Source organism: Nocardioides sp. NPDC127514 (genome assembly GCF_040302125.1).
GTDB lineage: Bacteria > Actinomycetota > Actinomycetes > Propionibacteriales > Nocardioidaceae > Nocardioides.
Genome location: NZ_JBEORF010000001.1, coordinates 280,777 through 305,704, shown reverse-complemented (window position 1 = coordinate 305,704; position 24,928 = coordinate 280,777). Strand labels below are relative to the sequence as shown.

At 68.7% G+C, this 24,928-nt stretch carries 23 protein-coding genes and 1 tRNA gene; 10 read left to right on the top strand and 14 right to left on the bottom strand.

Annotation, left to right across the window (positions count from 1 at the left end):
- Positions 1 to 139: 139 nt before the first annotated feature.
- The 3 genes from ABTX24_RS01475 to nhaA form a co-directional block, all read right to left on the bottom strand.
- The gene (locus tag ABTX24_RS01475; RefSeq protein ID WP_350836890.1) at positions 140 to 1,072 is read right to left on the bottom strand and encodes a type IV toxin-antitoxin system AbiEi family antitoxin; all 933 of its coding nucleotides are present in this window, start codon (positions 1,070 to 1,072) and stop codon (positions 140 to 142) included.
- Between the two features lie 158 nt (positions 1,073 to 1,230).
- Positions 1,231 to 1,638 carry a phage holin family protein gene (locus ABTX24_RS01470; RefSeq protein ID WP_160025764.1) on the bottom strand — a complete coding sequence of 136 codons (408 nt, stop codon included), beginning with the start codon at positions 1,636 to 1,638 and terminating at the stop codon, positions 1,231 to 1,233.
- Between the two features lie 42 nt (positions 1,639 to 1,680).
- Positions 1,681 to 2,979 (bottom strand): Na+/H+ antiporter NhaA, encoded by a 1,299-nt coding sequence (gene nhaA, locus ABTX24_RS01465; protein ID WP_350836888.1) that lies wholly within the window; start codon positions 2,977 to 2,979, stop codon positions 1,681 to 1,683.
- A gap of 515 nt (positions 2,980 to 3,494) precedes the next feature.
- On the opposite strand from nhaA, the gene ABTX24_RS01460 reads away from it, so the two are divergent.
- On the top strand, positions 3,495 to 4,016 hold the full coding sequence (locus tag ABTX24_RS01460) for a C40 family peptidase (RefSeq protein WP_350836886.1): 522 nt from the start codon (positions 3,495 to 3,497) through the stop codon (positions 4,014 to 4,016).
- A gap of 73 nt (positions 4,017 to 4,089) precedes the next feature.
- On the opposite strand, the gene acs is transcribed toward ABTX24_RS01460, so the two are convergent.
- The 8 genes from acs to ABTX24_RS01420 all read right to left on the bottom strand — a co-directional run bounded on the left by acs (position 4,090) and on the right by ABTX24_RS01420 (position 13,901).
- The gene (gene acs, locus ABTX24_RS01455; RefSeq protein ID WP_160025761.1) at positions 4,090 to 6,060 is read right to left on the bottom strand and encodes an acetate--CoA ligase; all 1,971 of its coding nucleotides are present in this window, start codon (positions 6,058 to 6,060) and stop codon (positions 4,090 to 4,092) included.
- A 111-nt stretch (positions 6,061 to 6,171) separates the two neighbouring features.
- Positions 6,172 to 7,803: a monocarboxylic acid transporter gene (locus ABTX24_RS01450; RefSeq protein ID WP_160025760.1), complete on the bottom strand. Its 1,632-nt coding sequence runs from the start codon at positions 7,801 to 7,803 to the stop codon at positions 6,172 to 6,174.
- Positions 7,803 to 8,153 (bottom strand): DUF485 domain-containing protein, encoded by a 351-nt coding sequence (locus ABTX24_RS01445; RefSeq protein WP_160025759.1) that lies wholly within the window; start codon positions 8,151 to 8,153, stop codon positions 7,803 to 7,805. Before ABTX24_RS01445 ends, ABTX24_RS01450 begins: the two co-directional genes overlap by 1 nt.
- Positions 8,154 to 8,327: 174 nt before the next feature.
- Positions 8,328 to 10,097, bottom strand: coding sequence for a hypothetical protein (locus tag ABTX24_RS01440; RefSeq protein ID WP_350836884.1), 1,770 nt, complete (start codon positions 10,095 to 10,097; stop codon positions 8,328 to 8,330).
- Between the two features lie 19 nt (positions 10,098 to 10,116).
- A complete protein-coding gene (locus tag ABTX24_RS01435; RefSeq protein ID WP_350836883.1) occupies positions 10,117 to 11,643 on the bottom strand; it encodes a sodium/solute symporter in 1,527 nt (508 codons plus the stop codon).
- Positions 11,640 to 12,008, bottom strand: coding sequence for a DUF485 domain-containing protein (locus tag ABTX24_RS01430; protein WP_350713524.1), 369 nt, complete (start codon positions 12,006 to 12,008; stop codon positions 11,640 to 11,642). Before ABTX24_RS01430 ends, ABTX24_RS01435 begins: the two co-directional genes overlap by 4 nt.
- A gap of 10 nt (positions 12,009 to 12,018) precedes the next feature.
- On the bottom strand, positions 12,019 to 12,789 hold the full coding sequence (locus tag ABTX24_RS01425) for a LytR/AlgR family response regulator transcription factor (RefSeq protein ID WP_350836882.1): 771 nt from the start codon (positions 12,787 to 12,789) through the stop codon (positions 12,019 to 12,021).
- Positions 12,786 to 13,901, bottom strand: coding sequence for a sensor histidine kinase (locus ABTX24_RS01420; RefSeq protein ID WP_201451158.1), 1,116 nt, complete (start codon positions 13,899 to 13,901; stop codon positions 12,786 to 12,788). The genes ABTX24_RS01425 and ABTX24_RS01420 overlap by 4 nt, the downstream gene beginning before the upstream one ends.
- Positions 13,902 to 13,993: 92 nt before the next feature.
- On the opposite strand from ABTX24_RS01420, the gene ABTX24_RS01415 reads away from it, so the two are divergent.
- Positions 13,994 to 14,467 carry a PNPOx family protein gene (locus tag ABTX24_RS01415; protein WP_160025754.1) on the top strand — a complete coding sequence of 158 codons (474 nt, stop codon included), beginning with the start codon at positions 13,994 to 13,996 and terminating at the stop codon, positions 14,465 to 14,467.
- 8 nt (positions 14,468 to 14,475) lie between these two features.
- Here the strand turns inward: ABTX24_RS01415 and ABTX24_RS01410 are convergent.
- Positions 14,476 to 14,548 (bottom strand) — tRNA-Pro (locus ABTX24_RS01410).
- Positions 14,549 to 14,737: 189 nt separating this feature from the next.
- Positions 14,738 to 15,193 (bottom strand): low affinity iron permease family protein, encoded by a 456-nt coding sequence (locus ABTX24_RS01405; protein WP_350836879.1) that lies wholly within the window; start codon positions 15,191 to 15,193, stop codon positions 14,738 to 14,740.
- An 80-nt stretch (positions 15,194 to 15,273) separates the two neighbouring features.
- Here ABTX24_RS01405 and ABTX24_RS01400 point away from each other — a divergent pair, with 80 nt between their 5' ends.
- The 3 genes from ABTX24_RS01400 (at position 15,274) to ABTX24_RS01390 (ending at position 19,764) form a co-directional block, all read left to right on the top strand.
- Positions 15,274 to 16,224, top strand: a complete 951-nt coding sequence (locus tag ABTX24_RS01400; RefSeq protein WP_160025752.1) for a 5'-nucleotidase — start codon at positions 15,274 to 15,276, stop codon at positions 16,222 to 16,224.
- A gap of 427 nt (positions 16,225 to 16,651) precedes the next feature.
- Positions 16,652 to 18,109, top strand: coding sequence for an alkaline phosphatase PhoX (locus ABTX24_RS01395; protein ID WP_350836877.1), 1,458 nt, complete (start codon positions 16,652 to 16,654; stop codon positions 18,107 to 18,109).
- Between the two features lie 203 nt (positions 18,110 to 18,312).
- Entirely contained in the window at positions 18,313 to 19,764 is a 1,452-nt protein-coding gene (locus ABTX24_RS01390; RefSeq protein WP_160025750.1) for an MFS transporter, read from the top strand.
- 99 nt (positions 19,765 to 19,863) lie between these two features.
- Here the strand turns inward: ABTX24_RS01390 and trpS are convergent, their stop codons facing one another.
- On the bottom strand, positions 19,864 to 20,817 hold the full coding sequence (trpS, locus tag ABTX24_RS01385; RefSeq protein ID WP_350836875.1) for a tryptophan--tRNA ligase: 954 nt from the start codon (positions 20,815 to 20,817) through the stop codon (positions 19,864 to 19,866).
- 184 nt (positions 20,818 to 21,001) lie between these two features.
- Between trpS and ABTX24_RS01380 the strand changes: the two genes are divergently transcribed.
- From ABTX24_RS01380 to ABTX24_RS01360, 5 genes are all read left to right on the top strand, one after another.
- Entirely contained in the window at positions 21,002 to 22,207 is a 1,206-nt protein-coding gene (locus tag ABTX24_RS01380; RefSeq protein ID WP_160025748.1) for an acetoin utilization protein AcuC, read from the top strand.
- 208 nt (positions 22,208 to 22,415) lie between these two features.
- A complete protein-coding gene (locus ABTX24_RS01375; protein WP_008356311.1) occupies positions 22,416 to 22,619 on the top strand; it encodes a helix-turn-helix domain-containing protein in 204 nt (67 codons plus the stop codon).
- A 185-nt stretch (positions 22,620 to 22,804) separates the two neighbouring features.
- Positions 22,805 to 22,906 (top strand): 30S ribosomal protein bS22, encoded by a 102-nt coding sequence (locus ABTX24_RS01370; RefSeq protein WP_008356322.1) that lies wholly within the window; start codon positions 22,805 to 22,807, stop codon positions 22,904 to 22,906.
- 14 nt (positions 22,907 to 22,920) lie between these two features.
- On the top strand, positions 22,921 to 23,940 hold the full coding sequence (locus tag ABTX24_RS01365; RefSeq protein ID WP_350836873.1) for an NAD-dependent epimerase/dehydratase family protein: 1,020 nt from the start codon (positions 22,921 to 22,923) through the stop codon (positions 23,938 to 23,940).
- Positions 23,933 to 24,889: a lysophospholipid acyltransferase family protein gene (locus ABTX24_RS01360; protein ID WP_160025746.1), complete on the top strand. Its 957-nt coding sequence runs from the start codon at positions 23,933 to 23,935 to the stop codon at positions 24,887 to 24,889. The genes ABTX24_RS01365 and ABTX24_RS01360 overlap by 8 nt, the downstream gene beginning before the upstream one ends.
- Positions 24,890 to 24,928: the final 39 nt, after the last annotated feature.

The following is a 24,928-nucleotide window of genomic DNA, read 5'->3' as shown; positions in this document are numbered from 1 at the left end:
GTGGCGGAGTTCTGGTTCTTGATCGCCGGTGTCGCCGGATTGGTATTGTGGGTGACGAAACTCGAGTTTCGTCACCCACAACTACAGATTCGGCGCGCCACAACTGCGGACTCGGCTGGTTGAGGACCGCGCGGTGTGGTCAGAAGCGGCGTGAGGAGTACGTCGGCGTGAGCGCGTCCTTGATCTCCCGGAGCCAGGCGTCGAGGCGATCGCCGGTGAAGTCTCCTCGGCGCACGATGATCACGATCCAGCCATGGTCGACCAGCCAGCCTCGTCGCTCCTCGTCGTAGATCCGCTGCTCAGGGTCGTCATGTTCTTCGCCGTCGTACTCGACGGCGACCTTGGCGAGGCGGTATGCGAAGTCGAGGCGATAGGTCGGGATACCTTCCACATCGACCCAGACCTGTGTCTCGGGGAGTGGTAGACCGGCGTCGCTGATGGCAAGCAACGTCCAGGACTCTCGCTGGGACTCGACGTGGCGATTGAGAAGCGGAACGAGCTCCCGGAGCTGGACGACCCCGCGGCGGCCTTTGAAGCGGGGAAGCTCTTGGTTGAGGGCAGCTCGGCTGATGCCGTGCTCCTTGGCGAATTCGTTGAGGGCGGCCATCGCCTCGCGGCGCTTCAGGTTGCACCCGAGATCGAGCGCGGTGCGCAAGGGCGTCGTGATCTTGACGCCGTTGATCGTCATGATGTCCCGGTCGAGGAGGTCACGTGAGCGCCCGTCGACCCCTTCCAGGCGCGTCGGCGCGAAGCCGCGACGTGCGCAGGTTTCGACGGCTGGAATCTGGGTCTGCTCGCTGAGCGAATAGGTGTTGATCCCGTGGATCCAGGCGGCGGTGCGGTCGGACACGACGTGGTGTGGAGATACGACGCGGGACACCGCTGCGGCTCTTGTCTCCGCGGTGTCCTCCACGTCGGAAGGAATGAAGACACCGCGGAACGGTCTGAGGATCTCGCCGCGCTCGACGGCGACGCGGAGGTCGTACCTCTTGATGGAGAGCTCGCTGAGCTCACTGGCGGTAAACGGGCGCGCTGGCAGAGCCGAGGCAGCGCCGACAACTGACAGGTTCATGCGAGCCACTGTGTGCCCGCGGCGTACGAAAATCACTGCCGTTTCCGTCGGCTGTGGATAACTTCAGCCCAAAGGACGCCTGTGGACAGTAAGTGGCCCGAACTCGTTCGCCAGAACTACCTATTCGGTCGCCACAACGACCGATTCGGCGGGGTGGGTCAGCGCTGGCCCTTGAGAGCCCGGGGGATCTCCTTGCCCTGGGCGATGGCCTTCTCGGGGGCCTTGACCTTCTTCACCTTGAGTACGCCGATGAAGCCGAGCAGGGCGGCGAGGAGGACGTAGAAGCCGAAGACGATGAGGAAGGACCAGTGCAGGCCGAGGCCGGCCCAGTGGATGAAGTAGGCCGCCGAGACGGAGAGCATGATCACGGCGAGGACCAGCAGGAACGCCGCGGCGGCGAAGAGACCGACGCCGACGCCGGCGTTGGTCATCGAGACCTTGAGCTCCTGTTTCGCGAGCGTGATCTCCTTGTTGACGAGCTCGGAGATGTCGCGGGTGGCGTCGACGACGAGCTTGCCGATCGTCGGGTCCTCGCCGCCGGGGGACTTCACGATGTCGACTGCCATGGGAACCCTTCGCTGAACGTGTATTGGGGAGCGCCCACGACCTTACCGGTCGCGACCCTGATCATCCTCGAACACGTCCGGCACGCCGTCCTTGTTGGCATCGAGAGTCTCGACCTCCTCGATGCGGCGGTAGACCCGGTTGCGGGCCCGCAGCACCACCGTCGCCAGGGCAGCGGCCAGGACGGACCCGAACAGAACGCCCACCTTCATGTGGTCATGGGCGGACGGATCGGAGGAGAAAGCGAGCTCGCCGATCAGCAACGACACCGTGAACCCGATGCCGGCCAGCATCGCCATCCCGATCACGTCGGTCCACGCGAGGTCGTCGTCCAGCGACGCACGGGTGAACCGGGCCAGCAGCCAGGTCGACCCCGAGATCCCGATGGTCTTGCCGACGACCAGACCGAGGATGATGCCGAGCGTGATCGGGTCGCGCAGCGCGCTGGTCACCCCGTCCCAGCCACCGAGGGAGACGCCGGCGGCGAAGAAGGCGAAGATCGGCACCGCGACGCCTGCGGAGATCGGCCGGACCAGGTGCTCGAAGTGCTCGGCGAGCCCGCGCTTGGCCTCCGGGTTGCGGGCGATGACCGGCACGGTGAACCCGAGCAGCACTCCGGCGACGGTGGCGTGGACGCCGCTGGAGTGGACGAGGGCCCAGGCGATCACGGCGAGCGGGAGGAGCAGCCAGGGGCTGCGTACGCGACGCTGCACGAGCACCGCGAAGAGCCCGATCGGGATGAGCGCGAGCAGCAGGTAGCCGATGTGCAGCTCGGAGGTGAAGAAGACCGCGATGACGATGATGCCGAGCAGGTCGTCGACGACGGCGAGGGTCAGCAGGAACGTACGCAGCCCCACGGGCAGATGCGTCGAGATGACCGCCAGGATGGCGACCGCGAAGGCGATGTCGGTGGCCACCGGAGTCGCCCAGCCGGCCAGCGAGCCGTCGCCGATCAGGTTGACGGCCACGTAGACCAGCGCCGGTACGACCATGCCGCCGACCGCGGCTGCGATCGGCAGTGCGGCACGCCGGGGGTCGCGGAGGTCGCCGGAGACGAACTCGCGCTTGAGCTCCAGGCCGGCGACGAAGAAGAAGATCGCGAGAAGGCCGTCGGCCGCCCAGGCCCCGATGGTCAGGTCGAGATGAAGGGCCTCGGGACCGATCCGGAAGTCGCGGACCGCCTCGTACGCCTCCTGCCAGGGGCTGTTGGCCAGGATGACCGCGATGATCGCGGCGATGATGAGGAGTACGCCGCCGGTCGTCTCGGCTCGCAGGATCTCGGCCGTCCGCGAGGTCTCCAGCCAGGAGCCGCGGGTGAAGAGGCGATTGCGGGTGTCGGACACGGATGGGCCTCCAAGGGCTCAGGGGTCGATGAACTCACGCCGACCAGACTTCCCGGCACACCTGACGACGACCCTAGCAAGCACCGCTGTCACAGGTAGGAAGGTGATCAACTTGGGGCCGCCGGCATCCTCAAAAGGCAGGTAAACGAGGCCAAACGTACACAAAATCATCGATTAGAGAGTGAGTTGCTGCACAAATGCCCCGACCGGCACCGGGTTCCGTTGCATAGTGGATGAGCCCTACGGAACGGTGGGGCCGCTCCGGTCGCGCCGAGGCCCGTCACAACCGGAGGAGAGTCGATCCGACCACGGTGGCGGGCACGGGGGAGCCGAGCAGTACGCCGGGAGCCAGAGACAAGGCAGACCGGCTTGGGGTGAAGGCGTAGACGGAACATCCAGCGCCCGGGCAACAGCAGCCCGAATCCGACAGGTCAACCTTCGCAGGCGTCGCTGCAACAGGGGAACCTCGAATGACCGGATCGTGTGTCCGTGCGCTTTCGCGCGCCCACAGAACGATGACCGTCGGCCTCGCGACCGCCCTGGTGGTCGGTCTCGCGCTCGTCGCCGCTCCCGCCCAGTCCGCCGCGGCAGCCTCCTCGCCGGGCGCACGTGCCCAGACCAGCGCCAGCACCAGCGCTCAGACGGGCAGCCACACCACCAAGAAAAAGAAGAAGAAGTCGCGCGGGCTGCGAGCGCTGCGTCGCGTCAAGAGCCAGGCCGGCGACCCCTACTCCTACGGCGCCAACGGCCCGCACGCCTACGACTGCTCGGGCCTGACCCAGTGGGTCTACAAGAAGCTCGGCCGCAAGCTGCCGCACAGCTCGTCGGCCCAGGTCAGCCACACCTTCAAGGTCAAGAAGCCGCGCAAGGGCGACCTGGTCTTCTTCTACGACGGCGGCGGGGTCTACCACGTCGGCATCTACGCCGGGAAGCGCGACGGCCGCCGCTGGGTCTGGCACGCGCCCGGGTCGGGTGAGGCCGTCACGAAGGACCCGATCTGGACCGACAGCCACTTCATCCGCCGGGTGAAGTACTAGAAGCACTAGAACGTACGCAGCGGCCCGGCCGCCCCGTCAGGGGTGACCGGGCCGGTGCGATTGCCGAGCGTCATCACTCGTCCGTGGAAGTCGTCTTCCCGGCAGCGATGAGGTCCATGATCGTCTGGTCAGCGAGCGTGGTCGTGTCGCCGACGCCGCGACCCTCGGCGAGGTCGCGGAGGAGTCGCCGCATGATCTTCCCCGAGCGCGTCTTGGGCAGCTCGGGCACGATCATGATCTGCCGCGGCTTGGCGATCGGGCCGATCTCCTTGCGGACGTGGTCGGAGAGCTCCTTGTGGCAGTCCTCCGGCGACCCGTCGCGCAGGATGACGTACGCCACGACGGCCTGCCCCGTGTCGGGGTCGGTCGCACCGACGACCGCCGCCTCGGCGACGTACGGGTGCGAGACCAGCGCCGACTCGATCTCGGTCGTGGAGAGGCGGTGGCCGGACACGTTCATCACGTCGTCGACGCGGCCCAGGACCCAGACGTCGCCGTCCTCGTCCTTCTTCGCGCCGTCACCGGCGAAGTAGAACCCCTGGTCCTTGAAGCGCGACCAGTAGGTGTCGATGTAGCGCTGGTCGTCGCCCCAGATCGTACGCAGCATCGACGGCCACGGCTGGGTGAGCACGAGGTAGCCCCCGGCACCGTTCGGGACGGGGACGCCGTTGTCGTCGACCACGTCGGCGCCCACGCCCGGCAGGGCCTTCATCGCCGACCCCGGCTTCCCGGCCGTCACCCCGGGGAGCGGGGAGATCATGATCGCGCCGGTCTCGGTCTGCCACCAGGTGTCCACCACGGGCACCGAGGAGCCGCCGATGACGTCGCGGTACCAGATGTAGGCCTCGGGGTTGATCGGCTCACCGACGGACCCGAGCAGGCGGACCGAGGAGAGGTCGCGGCCGTCCGGGATGGCGCGCCCCTGCTTCATGAACGTCCGGATCGCGGTCGGCGCGGTGTAGAAGATCGTGACGCCGTACTCCTCGATGATCTGCCACCAGCGACCCTTCTCCGGGAAGTCCGGGGTGCCCTCGTAGAGCACCTGGGTCGCGCCGTTGGCCAGCGGCCCGTAGACGATGTAGGAGTGGCCGGTGATCCAGCCGATGTCGGCGGTGCACCAGTAGACGTCGGTCTCGGGCTTGAGGTCGAAGACCTCCCAGTGCGTGAACGCCGCCTGGGTGAGGTAGCCACCGGTGGTGTGCAGGATGCCCTTCGGCTTCCCGGTGGTCCCGCTCGTGTACATGACGAAGAGCGGGTGCTCGGCGTCGTGCGCCACGGGGGTGTGCTCGGTCGACGCCGACGACACGACATCCGACCACCACTTGTCGACCGAGTCGTTCCAGTCGACGTCCTGGCCGGTGCGCTTGACCACGACTACGTTCTCGACCAGGCCCGGCTGAGTCGCCTCGACCTTGGTGACCGCCTCGTCCACGGCGGGCTTGAGTGCCGAGGGGGCGCCACGGCGGTAGCCGCCGTCGGAGGTGACGATCAGCTTTGCGCCGCAGTCGACGACGCGGGTCGCGAGAGCGTCGGCGGAGAAACCGCCGAAGATGACGGTGTGGATCGCCCCGATCCGCGCGCAGGCGAGCATCGCGAAGACGGCCTCGGGGATCATCGGCATGTAGATCGCCACCCGGTCGCCCTTGCCGACGCCGAGCGCCTCGAAGGCGTTCGCGGCCCGGGAGACCTCGTCCTTGAGCTCGGCATAGGTGATGGTCCGCTTGTCATCGGCGGGCTCGCCGACCCAGTGGATCGCGACCCGGTCGCCGAGCCCGGCCTCGACGTGGCGGTCGACGGCGTTGTAGGCGACATTGATCTCGCCACCCTCGTACCACTTCGCGAAGGGCGGGTTGTCCCAGTTCAGGACGCGATCGAACGGCTTGGACCAGGTGAGCCGTTCCGCGGCGGCCGCCCAGAACGCGTCGCGGTCCGCGGCAGCGGCGTCGTACGCATCGGCCTTGACGTTGGCAGCGGCGGCAAGCTCGGCCGGTGGCTCGAACCGGCGCTTCTCGTGCAGCAGGTTGGACAGGGTCTCGTCGCTCACAGTGACTCCTACGTACGAAAAATGTGTGGCTCAAGCCACAGGGTAGTGCGGGGGAAAGAATGATGGCGGGCCGTCGTACAACACCTGTGTACGACGGCCCGCCGCGATGGATCAGTGCGTGATCGCCTTCTCCGAGCCGGCGCCGGTGAGGGCGCGCACCTCGAGCTCGACGTAACGCTCAGCGGTCTCCGGCTCCTTCGACGTCACCGTGCCCAGCCAGCCCAGGAAGAACCCGAGCGGGATGGAGATGATGCCGGGGTTCTCCAGGGGGAACCAGGAGAAGTCCACGCCGAGCGGGAAGAGCGAGGCGGAGATCGTCTCGCCCGTCACCGCGTCCACGGCCGTCTTGCCGGAGACGACCGGCGAGAAGAAGACCAGACCGACACAGGAGATCAGGCCGCCGTAGATCGACCAGGTCGCACCACGGGTGTTGAACCGCGCCCAGAACATGTTGTAGATGATCGCGGGCAGGTTCGCCGAGGCGGCGACCGCGAAGGCCAGCGCCACCAGGAACGCGATGTTCAGCGACTGCGCTGGGATGGCCAGCAGGATCGCGACCAGGCCGATGCCCGCCGCGGCCCAGCGAGAGACCTTCAGCTCCTCCTTCTCGGTGGCCTTGCCACGCTTGATCACCGAGTTGTAGATGTCGTGGGCGACGGAGACCGAGGAGGTCAACGTCAGACCCGCGACCACGGCGAGGATCGTGGCGAAGGCGACCGCGGCGATGAGCGCCAGCAGTACGGCGCCGCCGACGGAGCCTTCACCGCCACCGACCTCCTGGGCGAGCAGTGGCGCCGCCAGGTTGCCGGCCTTGTCCAGCGTGGTCGGGTCGACCAGCGCGGCCGCACCGAAGCCCAGGACCAGGGTGAACAGGTAGAAGACACCGATCAGACCGATCGCCCACAGCACCGACTTGCGAGCATCCGCCGAGGTCGGGACGGTGTAGAAGCGGATCAGGATGTGCGGCAGGCCGGCGGTGCCGAGCACCAGGGCGAGCCCGAGCGAGACGAAGTCCAGCTCGCTGGTGAAGCTCAGGCCGTACTTCAGCCCGGGCTGGAGGAAGGCGTCGCCCTTGCCCGAGGCGTCGGCGGCCGAGCCGAGCAGCTCGGAGAGGTTGAAGCCGAACTGGGCGAGCACCAGGATCACGATCAGCGCCGAGCCGGTCATCAGCAGGACGGCCTTGACGATCTGGACCCAGGTCGTGCCCTTCATCCCGCCGACGGTGACGTAGAAGATCATCAGCGCGCCGACGAACAGGATCACGACGTTCTTGACCGCCTGGTCCTCGACGCCGAGCAGCAGGGCCACGAGGGCACCCGCGCCGACCATCTGGGCCAGCAGGTAGAAGATCGAGACGACGACCGTGGAGGTCGCGGCTGCCAGGCGGACCGGGCGCTGCTTCATCCGGTACGCCAGCTGGTCGGCCATCGTGTAGCGACCCGAGTTACGCAGCACCTCCGCGACCAGCAGCAGCGCCACCAGCCAGGCGACGAGGAAGCCGATCGAGTAGAGGAAGCCGTCGTAGCCGGACAGGGCGATGGCGCCGGAGATACCGAGGAACGACGCCGCCGACATGTAGTCGCCGCCGATGGCGAGACCGTTCTGGAAACCGGAGAAGCCGCGGCCACCTGCGTAGTAGTCGGCCGCGGTCTTCGTCTGCCGGCTCGCCCAGAAGGTGATGCCGATCGTGACCGCGACGACCGCGAGGAACAGGACCGTGGTGAGGATCTGGCTACCGTCCATCAGAGCTGCCTCTTCTCGATCTCGTATTCCTCGTCGAGCTTCCGAGCCAGCGGATCGAGGTGCTTGTTGGAGTAGTTGGCGTAGAGGTAGGCGATGCCGAACGTGGTCGCGAACTGGAGGAGCCCGAAGACCAGCGCGACATTGATGTTGCCGACGAGCTTGGTGTTCATGAAGTCCTCTGCCCAGTTGGAGCAGAACACGTAGAGGAGATACCAAGCCAGGAATGCCACCGTGGCCGGGAATACGAACTTCCGGTACGCCGACCGCAGAGCGCGGAACTCTGCCGTGGCGTGCAGTCTGTCGTAGACCGGGTCGTGCCGGTGGGCTTGGTCGTGCGCTTCTTCGCTCACGGTCTAACCCTTTCGTTGACGAGGCCGTCAACCGTGGGGGTGGATGACGGACGACGTGTGATCGCAGTCACATTAGGGGCCTGTCGGACCGCTCGTCGCGGGGTAGCGCACCGTCCCTCGGTGGGCGGCGCCGTCAAGCGACAAGCGGTCGAAATCGTGCGCTGAGCGGCTGGTCTAGCCGCGCCGGCCGCCGCCACCGGACGTGCCGTCACCGGTCTGGGTGCCGGCGCCGCCGGGCGGATGCACACACCCCGGACACGGACCGCTGCCGTCGGTCAGGTGGTGGGTCTGACGAGCGAGGATCACGACCTCGGACAGCTGCCGTGACTCGCCCGGCATCGTGAGACCGAGGCCGTACGTCGCGTTGAACGCCCACACGTCCACACCCGCCCGCACCGCCGCCCTGCGCGCCAGGTCGTAGGCGGCGGCGTAGAGGGCGGGCACGTCGATCGAGACCAGGCGGACCATCGCGGGCCGAACCGACTCGCCGCGCGCCCAGCTGTGGAAGAGGTCGCGCACCCGGCCTTCCTCGACCAGCCCACCGAGGTAGGCCTTGACGATGTGGACGACCTCGCTGCGTCCGATGTCGGGGATGTCCAGGGTGCTGGCGACCGCGGCCGCTGCGGCGTCCGCGATCCGGCCGGATCGAGTCTCCTGCTGCGACCGGGCCTGCTGTGCCTCGTCGAGCGCCGCGAACGCCTCGCTCACGTCCGGATCACCGGACAGCACCGTGAGCGGCGCCTGGCGCGGGTCCCCGAGATGGAGGGTCGCCGCCTGGAAGCGGCCGAGCTGACGAGCGATGGCGAGGGTGCTGTCCGCGACCGGCTGTCCCGGCTCGGTGGGCGCGGCCTCGTGGACCGCCACGACCAGCGGCTTCAGGTGGGCGGCGACGCGGCGGTTCGTGGTGACGTACTGGTGGATCTGCTCGTACGCCGCCTCCTCGCCCTCGGCGTGCTGGACATGTCGCGTCTCGAGGGCGTACCGCTCCTCGACCTGTCGCTTCCAGGCTCCTTCGGAGACGGGCACCGCGGTGATGGTGAAGACCAGGGCGACCATCAGCCCGATGTTGACCCCGGCCAGCGTCCGCTTCCCGGTGTTGAGCACGCCGAAGACCGGTAGCCGGACCTCACCGAAGCGCTGCGGCCACCGCAGTACGAGAAAGCTGCTCACGGCGATGGCGGTATAGGCAGTCAGCCAGTACGCCCAGTGCACCGCGGTCAGCGACTGCGCCCTCTCCAGGACGGCGCGGGTCGCCGTGACCTGGGCCGGGGTGAGCGAGAGGACGCCGGCCAGCCACACCAGCGCCAGCGACAGCAGCAGACCGAGCTGGACCGACCAGAGGATGTCGGCCGCAGCCCGCACCGTGACCCGTCGAGCCGTGCGCATCGCCCGCCATCCGCACCAGGACAGCCACGTCATGAAGAGCAGGAGCACGGGCCCGACGTACGTCGTGGAGAGCAGGTTGCCGAAGAGGAGCTGCTCGCACACGAGGGTGGCGACAGCGACGCCGCCGAGGTGCGGGACGGCCTGCGCCCCGAGGTGCGCCGACTCGCCGAACCAGCGACGGGCCAGGAACACCGACCAGCCCCCGAAGCCCGCGATCAGGAAGGCGGGGAGGAAGCGGTCGGGCCACCACCGGAGCAGGACGGTGATGACCAGGGACCAGGCGACGATGACGAGTGCGGCGCGTCCGAACATCCGGCGTCGCCGCCACCCGACCGCAGGCGCGACCGCGACCGTGTGGATCACCACGACCGCCACGCCGACGAGCAGACCGAGGAGGAGCCCGGCAAAGGCGCCGGCCACCATTGCGAGCACGGTCAGCGCCGCGTCTCCGAAGCCGGCGATCTCACGGCTGCCGGCGGCATGCGCCGCGCCCAGCAGGCCGCCGGCAGCTGTCACGTACAGACCCAGATCGCCGCCGACATCCGCGCTCTCGTCCACCACCGGCTCCCGGATCAGATCAGCGCTGCGCGGCGGAGGTGGTGATGGGCTCGATCGTGGGCTCGGGGGAGTGCAGGCGGACCAGCAGCCGGGTGGTGTGGGCCGGGACGTGGGCGGCGGAGGCGAGGCTGACGAGGATCATGACGGCGAAGGAGAGCGGCACCGCCCACAGCGCGGGCTGGGTGAGCGCGACATCCGCCCAGGTGCCCGTACGCGACCCACTGATCGTGAACACCACGGCCGACCCCGTGGTGACCAGGCCGGTGACCAGCCCGGTGGCGGCGCCGTAGGCGGTCAGCCGGCGCCACCAGATGCCGAGCAGGAGCAGCGGGCAGAAGGTGGCTGCCGCGAGCGCGAAGGCCAGGGCGACCCCGCGGGCGACCCCGACGCTGGGGGTCAGCAGGGCCCCAGCGACTGGGACGATCACGGCGACCAGAGAGGCGATCCGGAAGGCGGCCACGCCGCCGAAGCGGCTGCCTTGGCGGCGTAGCAGCGGTACGACCACGTCCTGGGAGAGCACGCCGGAGACGGCGATCGCCAGGCCCGACGACGTGGAGAGGAAGGCCGCGAACGCGCCTGCGCAGACCAGTCCGGTCAGCGCGTCGCCCGCCCAGCCGGGGACCATCAGCCGGGGCAGCTCGAGCACCAGGGTGTCGGCGGAGGCGGGGGAGGCTGCGTACACGCGTCCGAGGAGGCCGAGGATCGGCGGCAGCAGGTAGAAGACACCGAGGAGGACGAGCACGACCAGGGTCGTGCGCCGGGCGGCGCGGCCGTCGGGGTTGGTGTAGAAGCGGACGCCGACGTGCGGCAGGCCCATCGTGCCGAGGAAGGTCGCGGCGATCAGCGAGTAGGTGGCGTACAGGCCGGTGGTGGTGTCCGTGCCGATGGGCAGCGACCAGGCCTGGCTGAGGTCGGCGCGGGGCGCGCCGTCGTTGGCCCAGACCGCGACCAGCATCCCGACGGGTACCAGGAGGGCGGTCAGCTTGAGCCAGTACTGGAAGGCCTGGACGAACGTGATCGAGCGCATCCCGCCCGAGAAGACGCTGACCAGCACGACCGTCCCGACCAGCACCGGACCCACCCAGCGAGGTGCGCCCGCGACCAGCTCCAGGGTCAGCCCGGCGCCCTGCAGCTGGGGCAGCAGGTAGAGCCAGCCGATGCTCACGACCAGCAGCGAGCAGAGCCGCCGCACCCCTGTGGAGGCGAGCCGCTCCTCGGCGAAGTCGGGCAGCGTGTACGCCCCCGACCTGCGCAGAGGCGCCGCGACCAGGGTCAGCAGCACGAGATAGCCGGCGGTCCAGCCGATCGGATACCAGAGCATCTCCGCACCCGAGGTGAACACCAGCCCGGCGACCCCGAGGAAGGAGGCGGCGGAGAGATACTCCCCGCCGATCGCGCTCGCGTTGAGCCCGGGCCGCACCGACCGCGAGGCGACGTAGAAGTCGCTGGTGGTGCGGCTGAACCGCAGTCCCCAGGTGCCGATGGTCAGCGTCGCCAAGGTGACCAGGGTGACCGCGACGATCGCCGGGGCGGAGTCGAGGGTCATGGCGTCTCGTCGTCCGAGCGGAGCAGGTCGGCGTAGCTGGCCTCGTTGCGCTCCGCGCCGCGCAGGTACCAGCGGCCGAGGAAGAACAGGAATGGGTAGACCAGCACCCCGAGCAGCAGCCAGGGGAGCGGTACGCCGAACGGCGCGGTGCGCACCAGACCCGGGGCCAGCCAGAACAGCAGCGGGAGCGAGCCGACGCCGAGGAAGAGCACCGCCAGGGTTCGGAGCGCGATCGAGAGCTGGGCGCGCATCAGCGAGCCGAGGTAGACCTCGCCGAGGCGGGTGTCCTCGTCGACGTCGACCCGGCGGACGGCCGGGCGTCGTCGGGGCGGTCCGGTGACGCGTACGCGTTGAGGTTCTGTCATCGGGATCGGATCATGAGCGTCGGGCGAGCAGGTCCTTGAGCTGGCGCGTGTGCCGGCGGCTGACCTGCAGCTCGGTCCCGCGGGTGGAGCCGCCGACGACGACCGAGCAGCGTCCGGCCTCCGAGCGCACCTCCGTCACGTGGGCGAGGTTGACGAGGAGAGAGCGGTGGATGCGTACGAACCGAGCGGAGGCCCACTCCTGCTCCAGCTGGGTCAGCGGGACCCGCACCAGGTGGGAGGCGTCGGCGGTGTGCAGCCGGGCGTAGTCACCCTGCGCCTCCACGTGGGTGATCTGGGAGCGCCACACGAAGCGGGTGATGCCGCCGAGTTCGACCGGGATCTGGATGTCGCCGCTCGGCTCCTCCTCCGGCATGCTGCCCATCAGCCGGGTGACCGTCTCCGCCAGCCGCTCGGCGCGGACCGGCTTGAGCACGTAGTCGACCGCGCGCAGGTCGAAGGCCTCCAGCGCATGCTCCTCGTGGGCGGTCACGAACACGACCGCCGGCGGCGTCTTGAACCGGGCCAGCAGCCGGGCCAGCTCGAGCCCGTTGAGACCGGGCATCTGGATGTCGAGGAAGACCGCGTCCACCCCCGACCCCTGCAGCTGCTGCAGCCCGTCGGTCGCGTTCAGGCAGGTGCGCACCTCCGCCACCCGCGCGTCCTGGGTGAGCAGGTAGGAGAGCTCGTCGGCCGCCGGCGGCTCGTCGTCGACGACCAGGATCCTCAGCCGGCCACCAGGCGCTCCCTGTCGCGCGGCGACTGCCTGAGTGGTGCGGTTCATGGGTGCACTCCTGGGGCGAACTTCGGGATTCTGAGGATGACCTTCGTGCCGGCTCCAGGGGCAGTCTCGACCACCAGGCCGTAGTCGTCGCCGTAGGCGTTGCGGAGCCGGGCGTCGACGTTGCCGAGTCCGACGGAGTCGTTGCCGCCGGCCAGCGCGTTGCGTACCTTCTCCGGATCCTCGCCGGCGCCGTCGTCCTCGACCTCGATCACGCACTCGGTGCCGCTGTCGGCGGCCCGGATGGAGATGTGGCCGGTCTGCGCGTCGGCCAGACCGTGGCGTACGGCATTCTCGACCAGCGGCTGCAGGCACAGGAACGGCACCGCGATCGGCAGCACCTCGGGCGCCACCGAGAGCCTCACCGAGAGCCGCTCGCCGAAACGAGCCTGCTCCAGCAGCAGGTAGCGCTCCACGGAGCGGAGCTCCTCGGACAGCGTGGTGTATTCGCCGTGGGTCCGGAAGGAGTAGCGGGTGAAGTCCGCGAACTCCAGCAGCAGCTCGCGCGCACGCTCCGGGTCGGTGCGTACGAAGCTGGCGATCGCCCCGAGCGAGTTGTAGATGAAGTGCGGGCTGATCTGAGCGCGGAGCGCACGCACCTCGGCCTCCATCAGGCGCCGCCGCGACGCGTCGAGCTCGGCGAGCTCGAGCTGGCCGGAGACCCAGGTCGCGACCTCGTCGGTGGCGCGGACCATCATCGCGGAGGTGTCCGGGGCGTACGCCTGCAGCGTGCCGACCAGGTGGTCGTCGACGACCAGCGGGCTGACCACGGCGGAGTGCAGCGGGCAGCCGGCCTGGCCGCACTCCAGGTCGACCCGGTCGTAGAACCGGGTCGCGCCGCGCTCCAGCGTCCCCTCTGCCAGCTTGGTCACGTGTTCCTGGTGGTGGGTGCCGATGCCTTCCCAGGCGAGCAGGCCGTCAGTGTCGGTGATCGCGAGCGCGGGGGCGGCCAGGAGCGCCTGCAGGTGTGGAGCAGCCCGCTCGGCGCTGTCGACGGTCAGGCCGCCACGCAGCGCCGGGCTCGCCAGCGATGCATTGTGGAGGGTGCGGAAGGTCGCCCGATCGGCTTCTGTGCCCAGGTGGGTGCGCATGGGAGAGCGCAGCCAGCGCCGCATCCGCACTCCTCTCGTCCGCTTCTCACAATTGTGACGGCGCCCACGGTATCTGTCACCCGAGCCGCTGTACGGGTGCGAGGTAGGTTTGCCGCATGCGTCTGAGTCGAGTGATCCCGGGTCTGCTGGCTGTCGGTGTAGCGGGCGCGGGCGCCGCCTTCGTGATCGGCATGCGCAACAAGTCGCCGTGGTTGCAGGACCGCATCCGCGCCTTCTCGAAGCGCTTCGCCTCCGAGGCCCTGAAGACCGCCGGGACGGAAGGCGCGAGCAACGGCGTCGTCCTCCATGTCGGCCGCGCGAGCGGACGGGAGTACGCCACCCCGATCACCCCGCTCCCCACCCCTGACGGCTTCGTCGTCTTCCTGCCCTACACCTCGAAGGTCGACTGGGCCCAGAACGTCCTGGCCGCCAAGTCGGCCACGATCGTCCACGACGGCGTCGATCACCGCGTCACGGACCCGCGGATCGTCTCGTACGACGAGGTCGCACCCTTGATCCCGAAGTCCGAACGCGTCGTCCGCGCCGTCTTCGACGTCCAGGAGTTCCTCCGCGTCACCAACGCGGACTGACATCACCGTCGGGTTGGCGGGACTCGAACCCGCGATCGCCTGGTCCCAAACCAGGAGGGATGGCCGCTTCCCTACAACCCGTCCACATGAGAAAGGCCGCCCACGAGGAGTTTCTCCTCGGAGCGGCCCAGTTGCGCCTGCGTGCAGGCTCAGGTCAGCGGCCGCTCCCCGGACGGGTGGCGGTCGAGCGGAAGCGGTCGCTGCTGCATACCGACCACGCTAGGCGGCCCGACGGCCCGGGTGCACGCCATTTTCTTGCGCGGCTCCCGGCTACTCCGCGCTCTCCCGCTGCTCCAGGCCGACGGCCTTCCGCAGCTCGTCGCGGTCGTCACGGAGCTCGGGGTGGTCGCGGGCCAGCCGCTCCATCATCGCGGAGAGCCCTTCGGCGATCGCGTTGAGCTTCTGCTGAACGGCGTCGTCGGATCGCTTCTGGGTGTTCTGCAGGAGGGCCACCAGCAGGAACGTCACGATCGTCGTGGCCGTGTTGATGATCAGCTGCCAGGTGTCCACATCGGGCAGCACGACGATCGACGGCGCCCAGATGACCACCAGCAGCACGCACAGCATGAAGAACCACGCCCGCGACACGAACGCGCTGGCATGGCTGGCGAAGCGGTCGAAGAAGCCCAGCCGTCCCGAGACCTGCGACGGCATCGTCTTCTGGCCGTGCTGATCGCCGCCGGCTCGCTTCTGTTCGGAATGCCGCTCCTGCTCGCTCGTCGACATCACAACCTCCTCTGCCGCCTGATCAGGTACCCGATTCGGTTCTCGTCATGCCCCGAACGTGTGCGCGGTAGGTTGCCAACGTGGGATACGAGCTGAGGGACCGGTTGGTGGTCGGGATCGCGTCGAGCGCGCTCTTCGACCTCACCGAGTCGGATGCGTACTTCCGCGAGCACGGGGAGAAGGCGTACCGCCTCTACCAGGACGAGCGCATCGACGAACCGCTCCGGCCGGGGGTCGCCTTCCCGTTCATCAAGCGGCTGCTGAGCCTCAACGACCTGGCGGCCGACGCCGACGACGGGCTCGTCGAGGTGATCGTGGTCTCCCGCAACGACCCCAACACCGGTCTGCGGGTGATGCGCTCGATCGAGGACCACGGCCTGCCGATGACCCGCGCGGTCTTCACCCAGGGTCGCTCGCCCCACCCCTACATCGGCGCGCTCGGGATGTCGCTGTTCCTCAGTGGCAACCGCGAGGACGTCATCGCCGCCAGCCGCGAGGGATTCCCGGCCGGTCACGTGCTGCCGTCGGCAGCGACGTACGACGAATCCGACCGCTCCGTCGTCGTCGCCTTCGACTTCGACGGTGTGCTCGCCGACGACGGCTCCGAGCGGGTCTTCCGCGAGGAGGGCATCGAGAAGTACCGGGCCTACGAGGCCAGCCGGAAGACCGAGCCGCTCGAGCCCGGGCCGCTGCAGCCGCTGCTGCGCGACCTCAATCGGATCCAGCAGATCGAGGAGCAGCGCCGCCTGGAGGATCCGGGCTACGAGCCACGGCTGCGGATCGCGCTCGTCACCGCCCGCGGCGCGCCCGCCCACGAGCGGGCGATCCGGTCGTTGCAGTCCTGGGACGTCTACGTCAACGAGGCCTTCTTCCTCGGTGGCGTGGAGAAGGTGCGGGTGCTCGAGGTGCTCCGCCCGCTGATCTTCTTCGACGACCAGACGACGCACCTGGACGAGGCGGTCGGGTCGATCGCCGGGGTCCACATCCCCTACGGCGTGGCCAACGCCGAGGACGTTCCCGCTGGTCAATAGCGCTTTACAGTTCACCCACAGGAAGTTCTCATCTGGTGGATGCACCCTCGTATATGTCACCCTGGGCAGAGTTGTACAGATTCTGTTCACTTGAGAAGTGCGAGGAGTTCACTCGATGACTTCGGCTATGTGTGCCAAGTGCACCGAAGACGAGGAGATCCGGGTTCTCTCGCGTTCGGCGGGGGGCCGCCGGCGGCTGATGTGCTGCAGGTGCGGGTACGCGTGGGAGAGCGGGCGCTCCGGCCCCGCCCGGAGGACCGGCCTGAACGGCCTGTTCGGAGCGGCCTGAGGCGCCGTCGGCGTACGTTTCACGCCGCCGTCGCCTGAGGTTCATCTCGCGCGGGCGCGCAGGTGTTGCGGAGTGGCTTGGGTAGAGGGCTGAGACCTGTCTCGGGATCCCCTACCACGCTCCGAGGAGTACCAACCCATGTCCGCAACTCGACGCTCCCTGCTCACCGGAGGAGCCGCGGCCGGGGTCGGCCTGGCCGTCGCCGGCGCCGTTCCCGCTCTTGCCGAGGCGAAGCCGGCGCGGCCCGGCGCCCCGGGACGCAAGCGCGCCCGGGAGCCGTTCCCGCCGCTCGTGGACGACCCCAAGGGGATCCTCGCGCTGGCCGAGGGGTTCACGTACGCCATCGTCACCTCCGCCGGGGAGACGACCCTGAAGACGGGCGAGAAGACGCCGTCCAACCACGACGGGATGATGGTGCTCGGCGGCCGGCGTGGGCGCTACACGCTGATCCAGAACCACGAGATCGAGCCTGGTGAGGGCATCCCGGTGCCGCTCGTCGAGGGCACCGTCTACGACCCGGGCGCACCGTCGGGCGGCTGCACCGTGATCACCACCGACGCGGGCGGCGCCAACTTCGGTGAGTTCGTCGCGATCTCCGGCACCTCCACCAACTGCGCCGGCGGCCCGACGCCGTGGGGGACCTGGCTGACCTGCGAGGAGACCGTCAACGACGCCGGCGAGGAGTGGGAGGGCGAGGACGGCACCACGGGCGTCTACGAGAAGGACCACGGCTACGTCTTCGAGGTCTGGGCCGACGGCTCGGCCGATCCCCGCCCGATCAAGGCCTTCGGCCGCTACGACCACGAAGCCCTCGCGATCGACAAGACCCGTACGAAGGTCTACCTCTCCGAGGACGCCGACGAGCCCAACGGGCTCTTCTACCGCTGGACCGCCCCAGTCGGGGTGAGGCTCGGCCCGGGCGTGCTCACCGAGCTGGCCGACGACGCCGGCACGCTCGCCGCGATGCAGATCATCCTGCCCGACGGCTCGGTGCTGCCCGACGTGGCCTACCTGACCTCCGCGCAGATGGGTCAGCCCTTCTCGGTGAAGTGGAAGACCGTGCCTGAGCGTGACGCCCAGGCGACGCCGTGCCGCGAGCAGTTCGCTGACGGCGAGGTCACCCGCGGCCGCAAGTTCGAGGGCGTGTGGGGCACCGACGAGGGCGTCTACGTGGTCAACTCCTACGCGTGGGAGGAGGGCGACATGCCCGCCGACGCTTCCCCGCACGACGGCATGGTCTGGTTCTACGACTACGCGGCCGAGACCATCCAGCTGGTGACGTACTTCCCGCACCAGACGCAGTCCGAGGACGATGCCCCGGCGCCGAAGTACGGCGACCTCACCTTCGACGGTCCCGACAACGTCACCGTCACCCCCTGGGGTTCGCTGGTGCTCGCCGAGGACGGCTCCGGCGCCTCGCACGTGCTCGGCGCGTTCCCGGGCGGCCCGGCGTACGCCATCGCCCGCAACGACCTCAACGACTCCGAGTTCTGCGGGCCGTGCTTCTCGCCCGACGGCAAGGTCCTCTTCGTCAACATGCAGGACCCCGGCTACACCCTGGCCATCACCGGCCCGTGGGAGCGCTACCTCGGCTGAGTCCCTGGCGGATCGGCGACACGACGTACGTGGCGGGCGGCTCGGGCCGCCCGCCACGTACTTTCTCAGCAGTGAGGTCGTGAGCACTGTGAGGTCGTGAGAGGAAGTTGACGGGCTTGCGCGCGAGGGTTGGCTCCGGTTGAAACGTGGGCTGGCGATGGTGAGTGGCATCTCGCCGACTGCCCGCATCTGAGGAGCCCACCATGAGCCGCCGTTACTGGATCGACGACTGGCGTCCGGAGGACGCCACCTTCTGGGAGGAGACCGGGGCCAAGACCGCCCGCCGCAACCTGATCTGGTCGATCTTCGCCGAGCACCTCGGCTTCTCGGTCTGGCTGATCTGGTCGGTCTCCTCGGCGTTCCTGGTCGCCCAGGGCTTCGAGTTCACCCCGAGCCAGCTGTTCTTCCTGATCGCCATCCCGAACCTGGTCGGCTCGCTGCTGCGGGTGCCCTACACCCTCGCGGTGCCGAAGTTCGGCGGCCGCAACTGGACGATGATGTCGGCCGCGCTGCTGCTCGTGCCGACCCTCGGCTTCGCGTACGCCGTCACCCAGCCGTCCACCCCCTACTGGGTCTTCTGCGTCATCGCCGCCACCGCTGGTCTCGGCGGCGGAAACTTCGCCTCCTCGATGGCGAACATCAACTTCTTCTACCCCTCCGACAAGAAGGGCGCCGCGCTCGGCCTCAACGCCGCCGGCGGCAACCTCGGCGTCGCACTCATCCAGTTCCTGCTGCCGGTCATCGTCGGTGGTGCCGGCATCTTCGGGCTGATCAAGGCCTCCGACGGTGGCATCCACCTCGAGCGGGCCGCGTTCGTCTACGCGGCGCTGGCCGTCATCGCGATCCTCGCCGCCTTCTTCTTCATGGACAACATCAGCTCCGCGAAGTCGTCCGCACGTGAGCAGCTCTCGGTCGTGAAGTCGAAGCAGACCTGGATCATGTCGTTCCTCTACATCGGCACCTTCGGGTCCTTCATCGGCTACTCCGCCGCGATGCCGCTGCTGATCAAGCTCAACTTCTGGGTCCCCGAGCCTGCCCCGCTCGGCACCGGCATCTACTTCGCCTACTTCGCCTTCCTCGGCGCCCTGATCGGCTCCGCGACCCGCCCGCTGGGCGGCTGGCTGGCCGACCGCTGGGGCGGCGCGAAGGTCACCCTCGGCGCGTTCAGCGGGATGGTCGTCTTCACCCTCGGGGTGCTGTGGACGCTCATGCAGCTCACCCCGAACCCGGACGCGACCCCCGCGATCGCGTTCGACAACCAGTCCTGGTTCCCGGTCTTCCTGGGCTTCTTCATGCTCGTCTTCGCCTCGACCGGCATCGGCAACGGTTCGACCTACAAGATGATCCCGTCGATCTTCCGTCGTGAGGCCGAGCTGGCCACCACTCCGGGCACCGCCGAGCGGGAGGCCGCACTCATCGGCGCGACCAAGAAGTCCTCTGCCGCGGTCGGCATCATCGGCGCCGTCGGTGCGGTCGGCGGCTTCCTCATCCCGATCGCCTTCAACAGCCCGTGGGTCGACAACCCTCTCGACGCCACCAAGTCGGCGTTCATCGCCTTCACGGTCTTCTACGCCATCTGCGCCCTGGTCACCTTCACCGTCTACCTGCGCCCGCAGAGCGCGCGGGTGGGTGAGCTGGCCGACGTACGCATCTGAGCGTCGAGCCCCCTGTAACACGTCGTTCGGAGTTCTTCTCGCCCGTTCAGATAGGGCGAGTAGTACTCCGAACAGCGTGTTACAGGGGGTCAGGCGTCTTCAGGCCAGGCCGATCGCCGCCTCCGCCGCGGCCAGGACCGGGGCGGTCGCCTCGCGGCAGCGCTCCGCTCCGGCGGCATACACCTGCGTCACGTACGCACGGTCGGCGGCGAGCTCGTGATAGCGCTTCTGGATCGGCTCGAGCTCGGCGACGACCGCGTCGGTGACCGCGGCCTTCAGGCCGCCGTAGCTCGACAACCCCGAGACCGAGCCGCCGCAGGCCTCGAGGATGTCGATCAGGTTGGTGACGCCCGGCCGCTCCTCGTCACGGGAGACGTCTCCGGCGGAGTCGGTGACCGCACGGGCCACCTTGCGACGTACGACATCGGCATCGTCCAGCAGGAAGATCGAGCCCGGGTGCGCGTCGCCGGACGACTTCGACATCTTGCGGGTCGGCTCGGCCAGATCCATGATCCGGGCCCCGGCCTCTGGATGCACCGCCTGGGGGACCGAGAAGACCCGGCCGTACGTCGTGTTGAACCGGATCGCGATGTCCCGGGCGAGCTCGACGTGCTGACGCTGGTCGTCACCGACGGGCACCTCGGTCGCCCCGTAGAGCAGGATGTCTGCCGCCATCAGCACCGGATAGGTGAACAGCGAGGCGCGCACCGATGCCCCGACCCGGCGGGACTTCTCCTTGAACTGGATCATCCGGCCCAGCTCACCGGTGTGCGCGACGCACTCGAGCACATAGCCGAGCGAGCGATGCGCTGGGACATGGGACTGGATGAACAACGTGGCCGGTTCGAGCCCGGACGCCATCAGGAGGAGAGCCATCTCCTCCGTCCGCGTACGCAGCACCGACGGTTCGTGCGGCAGCGTCAGTGCGTGCAGGTCGGAGAGCCCGTAGAAGGCGTCCGAGTCGGCCGTGGCGGCCATCGGCCGCAGTGCACCGAGCAGGTTGCCGATGGTGAGTCGGCCGGAGGGTGTGATGAGAGAGAGTCGCCTGGTCATGGTGGACCTTTCGGAGTGGTGAGGCCCACGGGTCGGCGACGATCGACGAGAAAGGCCGCCCGTGGGCGGCCTGATGTGAGTGCTCAACAATCGGGTGGACCGCCTAGGAGGCGGACCACCACTGGGTGGAACGAATGCTGAACACCTCACCAGTGTCGCACACGTCACGGATACCGTGTGGCCCATGACGACTCCGCCGACCACGTGGCCGACCTCGTGCCAGGGGCACTCGACGGTCGTCTTCGACGAGAGTCTGGCCGACTACGACTTCGGCCCGACCCACCCGATGGCGCCGATCCGGGTCGACCTGACGATGCGCCTGGCCGACGAGCTCGGCGTACTCGACCATCTGAAGGTCGTCGAGGCGCCGATGGGCACCCCGGAGCAGCTGCTCACCATCCACGACGAGAGCTACATCGAGGCGGTCATCAAGGCGGGCCGGAGCGGCGAGTCGGACCTCGCCCACGGCCTTGGCACCGAGGACGACCCGGTCTTCGCGCACATCCACGACGCCAGCGCCCACATCGTCGGCGCGAGCATCGAGGCCTGCCGTCAGGTCTACTCCGGCGAGAGCCTGCACAGCGCCAACATCATGGGCGGCCTCCATCACGCGATGCGCGGACGGGCCGCCGGGTTCTGCATCTACAACGACGTCGCCGCCGGCATCCAGTGGCTCCTCGACCAGGGCGTGAAGAAGGTCGCCTACGTCGACGTGGACGTGCACCACGGGGACGGCGTCGAGCGGGCCTTCTGGAACGATCCGCGCGTCCTGACGATCTCCCTCCACGAGACCGGCCAGCTGCTCTTCCCGGGGACCGGCTTCGCCGAGGAGGTCGGCGGGCCCGAGGCCGAGGGGAGCGCGGTCAACGTCGCGTTGCCGCCCGGCACCGCCGACCACGGCTGGCTGCGTGCGTTCCATGCCGTCGTGCCCGAGCTGATCCGGGAGTTCCAGCCGGAGATCCTGGTGACCCAGCAGGGCTGCGACTCGCACACCGACGACCCCCTCGCCGACCTGGCGCTCAGCGTGGACGGCCAGCGGGCGGCGTACGTCGCTCTCCACGAGCTCGCCCACGAGGTGTGCGGGGGCAAGTGGGTGGCGTTCGGTGGCGGCGGTTATGCCGTCGTAGACGTCGTGCCACGCGCATGGACGCACCTTCTTGCGCTAGTCTCGGGGAATCCCTTGGAGCCGACGCTCGACGTGCCAGGTGGCTGGCGTGAGCACGTGCAGACGCGCCTGGGGAGGGTCGCACCGTTGCGCATGACGGACGGGCGTGAACCGGCCTACCGCGACTGGGGGAGCGGATATGACCCCGGCACGTGGCTGGACCGGCAGGTCCACGCGACTCGCACAGCGGTGTTCCCGCTGCACGGGCTCGACCCGATGCCGTAGCCGGTCGGATAGTTTCGGGACGGTCTAGAAACGGCAGTTCGTCGCGCCCAATTGCAACTCGACACGCCGGTGGTATGTGAGATTCTCAGGGGTGTCCCCTTCCCCATCAGTCACATCAGGCCCTATTCTCACTTTGGGATCGCGTTTTGGACCGGCGGTGGGGAAGCCGCCGGCGTCGCGATCACTCGAGAGAGAACGGTGGAAGCAGATGGTTACTCCTTCTGGAGACATCTCTGACAGCAAGTTCCTGACCGTTGCCGAGGTTGCGTCGATGATGCGCGTATCCAAGATGACGGTCTACCGGTTGGTTCATTCGGGCGAGCTGCCTGCGGTGCGTGTCGGTCGTTCCTTCCGGGTTCGGGAGGACGACGCGAACGAATACCTCAAGAGCTCGTTCTACAACGCGGGCTAGTTGTCGGACCCCGCGCCCGGGCACGATGGGCGCGGGGGCAACACCGGTCCCATCGGGTCACCGATTCTCTCTGGGTGCCCTGGCTTCGTTAGTCTTACCCCCTAGGTCTGTTTGCCGCGCGCTGCGGTGAGTGGCCGCGTCGGCACCGGGCCGGCATTCTCTGCAACGATCGTGAAGGGTTCCCCGTGGGTTCTGTCATCAAGAAGCGTCGCAAGCGCATGGCGAAGAAGAAGCACCGCAAGCTGCTCAAGAAGACTCGCGTCCAGCGCCGCAAGCTCGGCAAGTGACGTTCGTGGCGTAGGTGGCGGAACGCACTGGGCCCGGTCGGGTCCTCCTGGTCACCGGGGTCTCGCGTGACCTCGGTCGCCGTTTCGCGCGCGCTGCCGCCCGCCACCCGAACGTCGAGCGGGTGATCGGCGTCGATGTCGCACCGCCTCGCGGTGACATCGGCAAGGTCGGATTCGTCCGAGCCGACATCCGCAACCCGGTGATCGCCAAGGTGATCGCCAAGGAGGAGGTCGACACCGTCGTCCACCTCAGCGTCATCGCGACCCCCGGCACCACCGGGGGTCGTTCGACGATGAAGGAGCTCAACGTCATCGGGACGATGCAGCTCCTCGCGGCCTGTCAGACCGCGCCGTCACTGCGTCAGGTCGTGGTGAAGTCGACGACCCAGGTCTACGGGGCGAGCAGCCGCGACCCGGCGATGTTCACCGAGTCGATGGAGCCGCGGCGCACCCCGTCCTCCGGCTATGCCCGCGACGTGGCCGACATCGAGTCCTACGTACGCGGCTTCGCCCGTCGCCGCCCGGACATCGCGGTCACGGTGCTGCGCTGTGCCAACGTCCTCGGGCCGAGCGTGGTCAGCCCGATCGCGTCCCACTTCCGGCGTGCGGTCGTGCCCAACGTGCTCGGCTTCGACCCGCGCCTTCAGTTCCTCCACGAGCAGGACCTCTACGGCGTCCTCGAGCATGCCGTACGCACCGGGGTCCCCGGGACCTTCAACGTCGCCGGCGACGGCGTGCTGACCCATTCGCAGGTCGCCCGCCGGCTGCAGCGGGTCACGGTGCCGATCCCCGAGCCTCTGTTCGGCCTGGCGAGGTTCGGCGGCGGCGAGTATCCCGCGGAGCTGCGGGCGCTGCTGACCTACGGTCGCGGCGTCGACACCACCCGGATGCGGTCCATGCTCGGCTTCGAACCCCGATACTCCACCGAGGACACGGTCGTAGACTTCGCGGACAGCGTGATGCCGTCCGCGAACCGTGCCGACCGTGCGCTGGCCGCCTTGGAGAGCCGACTGACAGGAGCGCCCGGTGACTGAGTCCCCCGCCCAGGGTTTCACCGGCACCACGGCCCGCGAGCGCCACCCGCTGCGGGCGATCCCGGCGGCCGACTGGGCCGCGGCTCTGGAGAGCGCCGCCAAGGAGGTCTTCGGCACCGAGTGGGAGGAGCAGCTCGCCCGGTTCATCGTGTTCCTGCGCCGCCGGATCTCCGGCGAATACTCCGTCGACGAATACGGCTTCGACCGCGAGCTCACCCAACGCTTCATGCTGGCCGTGCTGCGGCCGATCAAGGAGAAGTGGTTCCGGGTCGAGGTGCGCGGCATCGAGAACATCCCGACCGACGGCGGCGCCCTGATCGTCTCCAACCACTCGGGCACCATCCCGATGGACGGCCTGATGACGATGGTCTCGATCCACGACGCGCTCGGTCGCAACCTGCGCCCGCTCGGAGCCGACCTGGTCTTCCGGATGCCGATCGTCGGCAACATCGCCCGCAAGGCGGGCGCGACGCTGGCGTGCAGCGAGGACGCCGAGCGGATGCTGCGCAACGGTGAGCTGGTCGGCGTGTGGCCCGAGGGCTTCAAGGGCATCGGCAAGCCCTACAGCGAGCGCTACAAGCTCCAGCGCTTCGGCCGCGGCGGCTTCGTCTCCTCCGCGCTGCGCACCGGCGTCCCGATCGTTCCGCTCTCCGTCGTCGGCGCCGAGGAGATCTACCCGCTGGTCGGCAACATCCCGGCCCTCGCCAAGGTCATCGGCGTGCCCTACCTGCCGATCACGCCGTTCTTCCCGCTCCTCGGGCCGCTGGGCCTCATCCCGCTCCCGTCGAAGTGGCTGATCGAGTTCGGCGAGCCGATCCGCACCGATGCGTACGACGCCTCGGAGGCCGACGACCCGATGCTGGTCTTCAACGTCACCGACCAGGTGCGCGAGACGATCCAGCAGACCCTCTACCGCCTGTTGGGCGAGCGCGCCTCCGTCTTCGGCTGATCCCGAGAGGTCACCCCCGCCGGGCGAGAAGTCAGCTGC

What these genes read in the sequence shown, in the direction of transcription:
- ABTX24_RS01380 (WP_160025748.1), top strand. Translation starts at nt 21,002, where the DNA reads ATGACGACTCCGCCGACCACGTGGCCGACCTCGTGCCAGGGGCACTCG.
- ABTX24_RS01405 (WP_350836879.1), bottom strand. Translation starts at nt 15,193, where the DNA reads ATGTCGACGAGCGAGCAGGAGCGGCATTCCGAACAGAAGCGAGCCGGC.
- ABTX24_RS01375 (WP_008356311.1), top strand. Translation starts at nt 22,416, where the DNA reads ATGGTTACTCCTTCTGGAGACATCTCTGACAGCAAGTTCCTGACCGTT.
- ABTX24_RS01415 (WP_160025754.1), top strand. Translation starts at nt 13,994, where the DNA reads ATGCGTCTGAGTCGAGTGATCCCGGGTCTGCTGGCTGTCGGTGTAGCG.
- ABTX24_RS01395 (WP_350836877.1), top strand. Translation starts at nt 16,652, where the DNA reads ATGTCCGCAACTCGACGCTCCCTGCTCACCGGAGGAGCCGCGGCCGGG.
- trpS (WP_350836875.1), bottom strand. Translation starts at nt 20,817, where the DNA reads ATGACCAGGCGACTCTCTCTCATCACACCCTCCGGCCGACTCACCATC.
- ABTX24_RS01425 (WP_350836882.1), bottom strand. Translation starts at nt 12,789, where the DNA reads ATGAACCGCACCACTCAGGCAGTCGCCGCGCGACAGGGAGCGCCTGGT.
- ABTX24_RS01390 (WP_160025750.1), top strand. Translation starts at nt 18,313, where the DNA reads ATGAGCCGCCGTTACTGGATCGACGACTGGCGTCCGGAGGACGCCACC.
- ABTX24_RS01470 (WP_160025764.1), bottom strand. Translation starts at nt 1,638, where the DNA reads ATGGCAGTCGACATCGTGAAGTCCCCCGGCGGCGAGGACCCGACGATC.
- ABTX24_RS01435 (WP_350836883.1), bottom strand. Translation starts at nt 11,643, where the DNA reads ATGACCCTCGACTCCGCCCCGGCGATCGTCGCGGTCACCCTGGTCACC.
- ABTX24_RS01450 (WP_160025760.1), bottom strand. Translation starts at nt 7,803, where the DNA reads ATGGACGGTAGCCAGATCCTCACCACGGTCCTGTTCCTCGCGGTCGTC.
- ABTX24_RS01475 (WP_350836890.1), bottom strand. Translation starts at nt 1,072, where the DNA reads ATGAACCTGTCAGTTGTCGGCGCTGCCTCGGCTCTGCCAGCGCGCCCG.
- ABTX24_RS01430 (WP_350713524.1), bottom strand. Translation starts at nt 12,008, where the DNA reads ATGACAGAACCTCAACGCGTACGCGTCACCGGACCGCCCCGACGACGC.
- ABTX24_RS01460 (WP_350836886.1), top strand. Translation starts at nt 3,495, where the DNA reads ATGACCGTCGGCCTCGCGACCGCCCTGGTGGTCGGTCTCGCGCTCGTC.
- ABTX24_RS01420 (WP_201451158.1), bottom strand. Translation starts at nt 13,901, where the DNA reads ATGCGGCGCTGGCTGCGCTCTCCCATGCGCACCCACCTGGGCACAGAA.